Origin of the sequence: Hymenobacter sp. IS2118 (assembly GCF_000715495.1) — a bacterium.
Lineage (GTDB): Bacteria > Bacteroidota > Bacteroidia > Cytophagales > Hymenobacteraceae > Hymenobacter.
On sequence record NZ_JNLX01000075.1, the window covers coordinates 24,615 to 31,727 of the forward strand.

The 7,113-nt window shown below is 59.7% G+C and carries 8 protein-coding genes; 1 reads left to right on the forward strand and 7 read right to left on the reverse strand.

Going from position 1 to position 7,113, the window contains the following annotated elements:
* Positions 1–104: 104 nt before the first annotated feature.
* From GM79_RS06440 to GM79_RS06460, 5 genes are all read right to left on the reverse strand, one after another.
* A complete protein-coding gene (locus tag GM79_RS06440; protein WP_051718593.1) occupies positions 105–1,235 on the reverse strand; it encodes an alkene reductase in 1,131 nt (376 codons plus the stop codon).
* A gap of 212 nt (positions 1,236–1,447) precedes the next feature.
* Positions 1,448–2,062: a superoxide dismutase gene (locus GM79_RS06445; RefSeq protein ID WP_035561015.1), complete on the reverse strand. Its 615-nt coding sequence runs from the start codon at positions 2,060–2,062 to the stop codon at positions 1,448–1,450.
* A 109-nt stretch (positions 2,063–2,171) separates the two neighbouring features.
* Positions 2,172–2,603: a nucleoside deaminase gene (locus tag GM79_RS06450; protein WP_035561018.1), complete on the reverse strand. Its 432-nt coding sequence runs from the start codon at positions 2,601–2,603 to the stop codon at positions 2,172–2,174.
* A gap of 15 nt (positions 2,604–2,618) precedes the next feature.
* Positions 2,619–3,170, reverse strand: a complete 552-nt coding sequence (locus tag GM79_RS06455) for a hypothetical protein (protein ID WP_035561020.1) — start codon at positions 3,168–3,170, stop codon at positions 2,619–2,621.
* 80 nt (positions 3,171–3,250) lie between these two features.
* Complete coding sequence (locus tag GM79_RS06460; RefSeq protein ID WP_035561024.1) at positions 3,251–3,694, reverse strand: T9SS type A sorting domain-containing protein; 444 nt, start codon at positions 3,692–3,694, stop codon at positions 3,251–3,253.
* A gap of 250 nt (positions 3,695–3,944) precedes the next feature.
* On the opposite strand from GM79_RS06460, the gene aspS reads away from it, so the two are divergent.
* Positions 3,945–5,708: an aspartate--tRNA ligase gene (gene aspS, locus GM79_RS06465; protein WP_035561027.1), complete on the forward strand. Its 1,764-nt coding sequence runs from the start codon at positions 3,945–3,947 to the stop codon at positions 5,706–5,708.
* Positions 5,709–6,115: 407 nt separating this feature from the next.
* Here the strand turns inward: aspS and GM79_RS06470 are convergent, their stop codons facing one another.
* The gene (locus tag GM79_RS06470; RefSeq protein WP_051718594.1) at positions 6,116–6,673 is read right to left on the reverse strand and encodes an IS630 family transposase; all 558 of its coding nucleotides are present in this window, start codon (positions 6,671–6,673) and stop codon (positions 6,116–6,118) included.
* A 2-nt stretch (positions 6,674–6,675) separates the two neighbouring features.
* Positions 6,676–7,065 (reverse strand): hypothetical protein, encoded by a 390-nt coding sequence (locus GM79_RS06475; protein WP_051718595.1) that lies wholly within the window; start codon positions 7,063–7,065, stop codon positions 6,676–6,678.
* Between the last annotated feature and the right edge of the window lie 48 nt (positions 7,066–7,113).

Below are 7,113 nucleotides of genomic sequence, written 5' to 3' on the forward strand. Positions count from 1 at the left end.
CTCATCGTGCGATGAGTTACGGGACGTTACTCCTCAAAAAAAATCCCCGGCCTGTGAAGGCCGGGGCTCTTTGATTGGTATGCAAACTCAGCTATTGCGGCCGGTTACGCTTCGTAGGTGGGCGAGAACGTGCCTGCTGGCTCGCCGTTGGCCGTGGGGTAATCGGTGTAGCCATCAGCAAAGCCGTTGGGGCCGGGCGCATAGAAGGTCGCCTGGTCGGCTTCGGCCAGCGGGGTACCGGCTTTGAGGCGTTCCACCAGGTCGGGGTTCGAGATGAAGGGCCGGCCAATGGCCACGAGGTCGGCCTTGCCAGCCAGGGCGGCGTCAATCTGCTCCACGGAGGTGTAGCCGCCGCTGAGGATGAGCGTGTTGGTGAACTTTTCGCGGATGGTGTCCACCGTTTTGCCGGGTACTGCCGGTGCGCCCATGCTCTCGTGGTCGACCAGATGCAGGTATACCACGCCGATTTTCTGCAGCTTCTCCGCCAGGTAGGCGTAGGTTTCGTCAATTTCGGGGTAGTTGGCCATATCGTTGAACACGCCCCAGGGCGAGAGGCGGATGCCGGTACGCTCGGCCCCGATGGCTTCGGCCACGGCGCGGGTTACTTCGAGCACGAAGCGGGCGCGGTTCTCCACGCTGCCGCCGTACTCGTCGGTGCGCTGGTTGGAAGCGGGGTTCAGGAAGGTTTCGAGCAGGTAGCCGTTGGCGCCGTGCAGCTCCACGCCGTCAAAACCGGCTTCCAGGGCCAGTTTGGCGCTGGCTACGAATTCGTCGCGCACGCGGGCGATTTCTTCCAGGCGTAGGGCGCGGGGCGCGGGCTGGTCCTGCATCTGCTGCTGGTCGGTCCACATCTGGCCATTGGCCACAACGGCGGAGGGCGCAAGGCCTTCAGCGCCCTCGGGCAAGTTGAGGGGATGGAACACGCGGCCGGCGTGCATCAGCTGAATGAAAATATGGCCGCCGTGGTGGTGCACCGTCTCGGTGACGCGCTGCCAATTGGTGGCTTGCTCTTGGTTGAAGAGGCCGGGAATGCGGGCGTAGCCCAGACCATCGGCCGAGGGGGAGGTGCCCTCCGAAATAATGAGGCCGGCGGTGGCGCGCTGGCGGTAGTACTCGGCCATCAGCTCGTTGGGCACGTTGCCCAGGGCGCGGCTGCGCGTCATGGGGGCCATAACAATATGGTTGGTCAGGGTCAGGCCGCCAAGTTTGGCAGGTTCGAATGCTTTGCTGGACATATCTAGAGATTGGCTGCGGTGCGTGAGGCGCGGCGGTGGTTGAATGAAACGCGTCTTTAAACCGGGTACGTACACGAATTGTTGCAGTTCGAACGATAATACTGGTTGCGAGCGCCCTGCGGCTCCGGTCAAAAACGAAAAAAGACCCGCCCCACAACGTGGAGCGGGCCTTTTGCAGCAGCTACGCCGGGGTTGCCCAGCGTGCTGATAATTTACATGGGCGTGGCTTCGGCGAAGCGCTTGTTCACCTCATCCCAGTTAATGAGGTTGAAGAAGGCGGCGATGTAGTCGGGCCGGCGGTTCTGGTACTTGAGGTAGTAGGCGTGCTCCCACACGTCGAGGCCCAGCACGGGCAGGCCCTTGCAGCCCGCGTCGGGCATCAGGGGGTTGTCCTGGTTGGGCGTCGAGCAGATTTGCACCGAGCCGTCGGCCTGCTTGCACAGCCATGCCCAGCCCGAGCCGAAGCGCGTGGCGCCGGCTTTGGTGAATTCCTCCTTGAATTTGTCGTAGTTGCCAAACGCCGTGGTGATGGCTTCGCCGATGGCGCCGGTGGGCTGGCCGCCGCCGTTGGGCGACAGGATGGTCCAGAACAGGGAGTGGTTGAAATGGCCGCCGCCGTTGTTGCGCACGGCCGCCGGGGCCTTGGCAATGTTGTGCATGATTTCCTCAATGGACTGGCTTTCCATCTCGGTGCCGGCAATGGCGGCGTTGAGGTTGGTTACGTAGGCCTGGTGGTGCTTGCTGTGGTGGATTTCCATCGTCTGGGCGTCAAACGTGGGTTCCAGGGCATCGTAGGCGTAGGGGAGTTTGGGGAGTTCGAAAGCCATAAGTGCAGGTGTTTTGGGTGGTGAAGCGTGTGAGAAATGCAGCGGGTATTGAAACAGCCCAACTAGCTACCTAGTTACGACCACCGCCCGCGCAGGTTCAAAAGTATGGTTATTTCCGCTTCAAACTAAAAAATGCCTGCATCAGCGCGGCGCACTCGGCTGCCTGCACGCCGCCCCGCAATTGCGTGCGCGGATGCAGCAGCTGCCCGTGCCGCCGGAAGCCTACTTTGGGCTCGTCGGCGCCAAATACTACGGCCTTCAGCTGGGCCCAATAGCTGGCGCCCGCGCACATCACGCAGGGCTCAATGGTGACGTAGAGTGTGCAATCGGCCAGGTATTTATTACCCAGGTGGTTAGCGGCCGCCGTCAGGGCCAGCATTTCGGCGTGGGCCGTCACGTCGCGCAGCTGCTCGGTCTGGTTGTAGCCGCGCCCAATTATCTGTTTCTCAAACACCACCACCGCGCCGATGGGAACCTCCTCGGCGGCCAGGGCTTTTTCGGCCTCGGCCAGGGCTTGAAGCATGAAATAGGCGTCGTTCATGGGCAGGACGCTGCGCTACTTCAGGGCCACGGCATTCATCACGGCCTGGGCGGTGGGCTGCCACTGCGCCTGCTCGTTGGCCGGCGCCACGAAGGTGAAAACGTACAGCTGCTGGCCCAAAATGGCGTATTGCACGGTCTGGTAGCGTTTTATGGGCGCCAGCTGGTTGGTGCGCTGCCCGTCATTCACCGTCGATACGAATTCAAAATAGATGAAATCGCGCCCTTTCACGGTGCGAATGTCTTCCTTAATAAAGTCAACCTTGGAGTACAGGCGCTGAATACTGGCTTTGTAAATTTTGAGCAGCACGCCGTAATCCATGCTCTCAAACGTGGTGGGGCGCACAGCCACGCTAAAATCGACGCGGCCGCTGGGATTGGAAAATACCGCCAACGGCTTGCGCGGCGACGGGTATTTCACGGCAATACCATCATCGGGTAGCGGCGCGAAAGTGGCCGGCACGCCCACGCTCAGGCCCGTGCCCAGCTTGGTAGTGGTGAGCTTGACGGTGGGAGGCGCGAAAGCCGTGAGGCCGAGCAGTAGCAACAGAACCGGGATAATCTTCATAGCAGACGGAAACGATGGGGGGATAAAAGTAGTGCCACGACTTTTGTAGTCGTGGCACGGCCCTTCGAAGGGTGAGGGAATTAGCGACGCCGAACGGCAGGATACTTGATGCGTACTTTTTTCCAGTACACGTAATTGCCGGTTTTGGCTTCGACCAGGTAGGTGCCGGCTGGAATGCGGCCCAGGTCCACCGGGGCGCCGGTGCTGGTGGTCGGGTCAAGGGCAGTCTGATAAATTACTTTGTTCTTGTAATCGGTCATCACCAGGGTGCCGGGCTTGCTGAACTGCTGCGTGAAGCTTAGCAAAATGCTGGTCGACTGGGGCTTGGGAAATACGTCGATGCCCGAGAGCGTTTCGATGCGTTTGATGGGGCCATCCAGCGTCACGGCATCGGCCGAACTCTTGGATTTGACGACGGTGCCCGATTCATCGGCCTTGCTTTTGGTTTTGATTTTGGTTTGGGCCTGGGCGGTGCCGGCAAACAGCAGCGCGGCGGCCAGGGCGAAGGAGGGGAGGAATTTCATGAGTGAAGGAAGGCTTGAAGGGATACGAAACGTACTTACCGAAGTGCTTTGCATATCCCGTACCAAAGTTTCTGTTTTCGGCCCGGCGGCCCAATAGCTACCTTCGCGACGGATTCATTTAACATTTATCAATTAACACTTAACAGCTGTTCCGCCAACATCGGGTTTCTTCCCGCGCCTTGGAAACTGCCAGCCGTTAAGTGAGAGCTGATAATTGATGAATGTTAATTGTTAACTGTTAATTGACAAGATGTTACGTACCCATACCTGCGGCGAGCTTCGCCCCGAACACACCGGTCAAACCGTTACCCTTTGCGGTTGGGTGCAGCGCACCCGCGACAAAGGCGGCATTCTCTGGATTGACCTGCGCGACCGTTACGGCCTCACCCAAATCACGCTGGAAGAAGGCGTAGAGGCCGAAACCGTGCGCGAAACCGCCCGCCAGCTCGGTCGCGAATTCGTGCTGCGCGTGACCGGTACCGTGACCGAGCGTTACTCCAAAAACGATAAAATGCTGACCGGCGGCATTGAAATTCGCCCCTCAACCGTCGAAATTCTGAACCCGGCCAAGCTACCGCCCTTCCTCATCGAAGACGAAACCGACGGCGGCGACGACCTGCGGATGAAGTACCGCTACCTCGACCTGCGCCGCACGCCGGTGCGCAACAACCTCATGCTGCGCCACAAAATGGCCCAGGCCGTGCGCCGCTACCTCGATGGCCAGGATTTTATTGAAGTCGAAACGCCCGTCCTCATCAAGTCCACGCCCGAAGGTGCCCGCGATTTCGTGGTGCCCTCGCGCATGAATCCCGGCGAGTTTTACGCCCTGCCGCAGTCGCCCCAGACGTTTAAGCAGCTGCTCATGGTGTCGGGTTTCGACCGGTATTTTCAGATTGTGAAGTGCTTCCGCGACGAAGACCTGCGCGCCGACCGCCAGCCCGAATTCACCCAGATTGACTGCGAAATGGCCTTTGTTACCCAGGAAGATATTCTGGATATGTTTGAGGGCCTGGTGCGCTACCTGTTCAAGGAAATCAAAGACCTTGACTTCCCCACCGTGCCCCGCATGACCTATGCCGACGCCATGCGCGACTACGGCAACGACAAGCCCGACACCCGCTTCGAGATGAAGCTCACCGACCTCACCGCCACCGTAAAAGGCCAGGGTTTTCCGGTTTTCGACAGTGCCGAATTGGTGCTCGGCATCAATGCCGCCACCTGCGCCGCCTACACCCGCAAGCAACTCGACGAGCTAACCGAGTGGGTGAAGCGCCCCCAAATCGCGGCAACTGGCCTCATCTACGCCCGCGTGGAGGCCGATGGAATGGTGAAATCTTCCGTCGATAAGTTCTACTCGCAGGAGGAGCTGCAGAAGTGGAGCGCTGCCTTCCACGCCAACCCCGGCGACCTGCTGCTGCTACTGGCTGGCTCCGAAGCCAAAACCCGCAAAGCCGCGAGCGAGCTGCGTCTCGAAATGGGCCAGCGCATGGGCCTGCGCAACAAAGAGGAGTTTTCGCCGCTGTGGGTGGTCGATTTCCCCTTGCTGGAATTCAGCGAGGAGGAAAACCGCCACTTCGCCATGCACCACCCCTTCACCTCGCCCAAACCCGAAGACCTGGCCCTGCTCGACTCGCCCGAAACCATCGGCCAGACCCGCGCCAACGCCTACGATTTGGTGATAAACGGCGTGGAAATCGGCGGCGGCTCCATCCGCATCCACGACCGCGCCGTGCAGGCCCGCATGTTCTCGCTGCTCGGCTTCACCCCCGAAGAGGCCCAGGCCCAGTTCGGCTTCCTGCTCGATGCCTTCGAGTACGGCGCACCGCCCCACGGCGGCCTCGCCTTTGGCTTCGACCGTCTGTGCAGCCTCTTCGGCGGCTCCGATTCCATCCGTGACTTCATCGCCTTCCCCAAAAACAACTCCGGCCGCGATGTCATGATTGACTCGCCCTCGCCGATTTCGGACGTGCAGCTCAAGGAGCTGAGCATCAAGACGGCTGTGGTGGCGAAGTAGGGTTTTTGAAGCTTGAGAAACAGAAGCGGCGACTGAGGAATCAGTCGCCGTTTTTTTATGGGCGAGAAAAAGGCTTAAATCCAGTGCTTGTAGCGTAAAATCCTTGGTTCAACGTGCGAGGAATGGTGTCTGGCGAAGACTGAAATCCAAGGGTGGTTGAGATTAGTAAGTTCAGCCATTACAACAATCCTAAGCACCTGCTACCGTGTCCAAGCTGTATTTGTTCTCTACTATTTTTTTGTTCTGGGTTGCGGTCTACGGCTCGATGTTGCGCGTTCACTTGGCTGCTACATCGGTACGCACACTAAATGTTCCAACCTTCCGGTCAATTCCGATGCGCTCGACACCTATTGGGCAAGTCAATAATCAATGTATTTCTAAAAATATCAACTAGAGCGGTTTCCAAATCAGTGTACATGATATCCGCAATGGTCAAACCAGTTTTTGGCATCCTGTTCATTTATCCATTCGGCAGCCGCCTGGATAGCCTCTTCCAGCAGGTCGCAGGTGCGTGCTTTGGTGGTGCGTAGCCACGTCTTGAGTTTGCTAAAAGCGAGTTCAATGGGGTTGAAATCAGGCGAGTAAGGCGGCAGGTAGCGCAAGCGGGCGCCGTATTTTTGGGCAATTTCGTCCAGGCCGTCGACTTTGTGTACCGTCAAGTTGTCGAGCACCACCACGTCGCCCGGCTGCAACGTGGGGCCGAGCACCTGGTCCAAATAGGCCGCGAACACGTCGCCGTTGACGGCCCCATTGACGGTGAGCAACGCCCCGAGTCCGTCCGGGGTCAGGGCCGCGATAAGCGTCACGTTCGGGCCGTTGTGCAAGGGCACCGCCTGGTCCACGCGCCGGCCGGCGGGGGCCCGGCCGTAGCGGCGGCAGTACGTGAGGTTGGTGCTCGTTTCGTCCACAAACACAAAATGAGTAACGTCTTCTTCCTGAATAGCTTCCACAAACAAGCGGCGCAACGCTACGACCCGTTCGGTGTCGCGCTCGGCGGCGTGGATGCTTTTTTTTTACGCCCCCAGCCCAGGCGCTCCACCGCCCGCCACGTACTGGTGCGGCTCAGGACCGGGCCCTCGGCGGCGTGCAAGGCGGTGCCCAGTTCGGCCAGCGTCGCGTCGGGCTGCGCCACCAGACAGGCCCGCAACAGCGCCTCGCCCGCCGGGTCCAGGCGCGGCACCGGGCCGCCGCGTGCGGGTAGGGCGGCCAGCGAACCCGTGCGGCGCTGGCGCTGCAACAGCTTGTCCACAAACGAAACGGATACGCTGAATTGGGCAGCGACTTGGTAAATCCGGGCCTGCGGCGCGGCACAAGCCGCCGCTACCCGTTCCCGCAAATCAATCGAATACGCTTTCATCAGGTGAAAATATGCAGAATTCTGTACACTGAATTGGAAACCGCTCTA

Excerpts from the sequence above, each read along its gene's own strand:
- GM79_RS06440 (WP_051718593.1), bottom strand. The coding sequence starts at position 1,235 with ATGTCCAGCAAAGCATTCGAACCTGCCAAACTTGGCGGCCTGACCCTG.
- GM79_RS06445 (WP_035561015.1), bottom strand. The coding sequence starts at position 2,062 with ATGGCTTTCGAACTCCCCAAACTCCCCTACGCCTACGATGCCCTGGAA.
- GM79_RS06450 (WP_035561018.1), bottom strand. The coding sequence starts at position 2,603 with ATGAACGACGCCTATTTCATGCTTCAAGCCCTGGCCGAGGCCGAAAAA.
- GM79_RS06455 (WP_035561020.1), bottom strand. The coding sequence starts at position 3,170 with ATGAAGATTATCCCGGTTCTGTTGCTACTGCTCGGCCTCACGGCTTTC.
- GM79_RS06460 (WP_035561024.1), bottom strand. The coding sequence starts at position 3,694 with ATGAAATTCCTCCCCTCCTTCGCCCTGGCCGCCGCGCTGCTGTTTGCC.
- aspS (WP_035561027.1), top strand. The coding sequence starts at position 3,945 with ATGTTACGTACCCATACCTGCGGCGAGCTTCGCCCCGAACACACCGGT.
- GM79_RS06475 (WP_051718595.1), bottom strand. The coding sequence starts at position 7,065 with ATGAAAGCGTATTCGATTGATTTGCGGGAACGGGTAGCGGCGGCTTGT.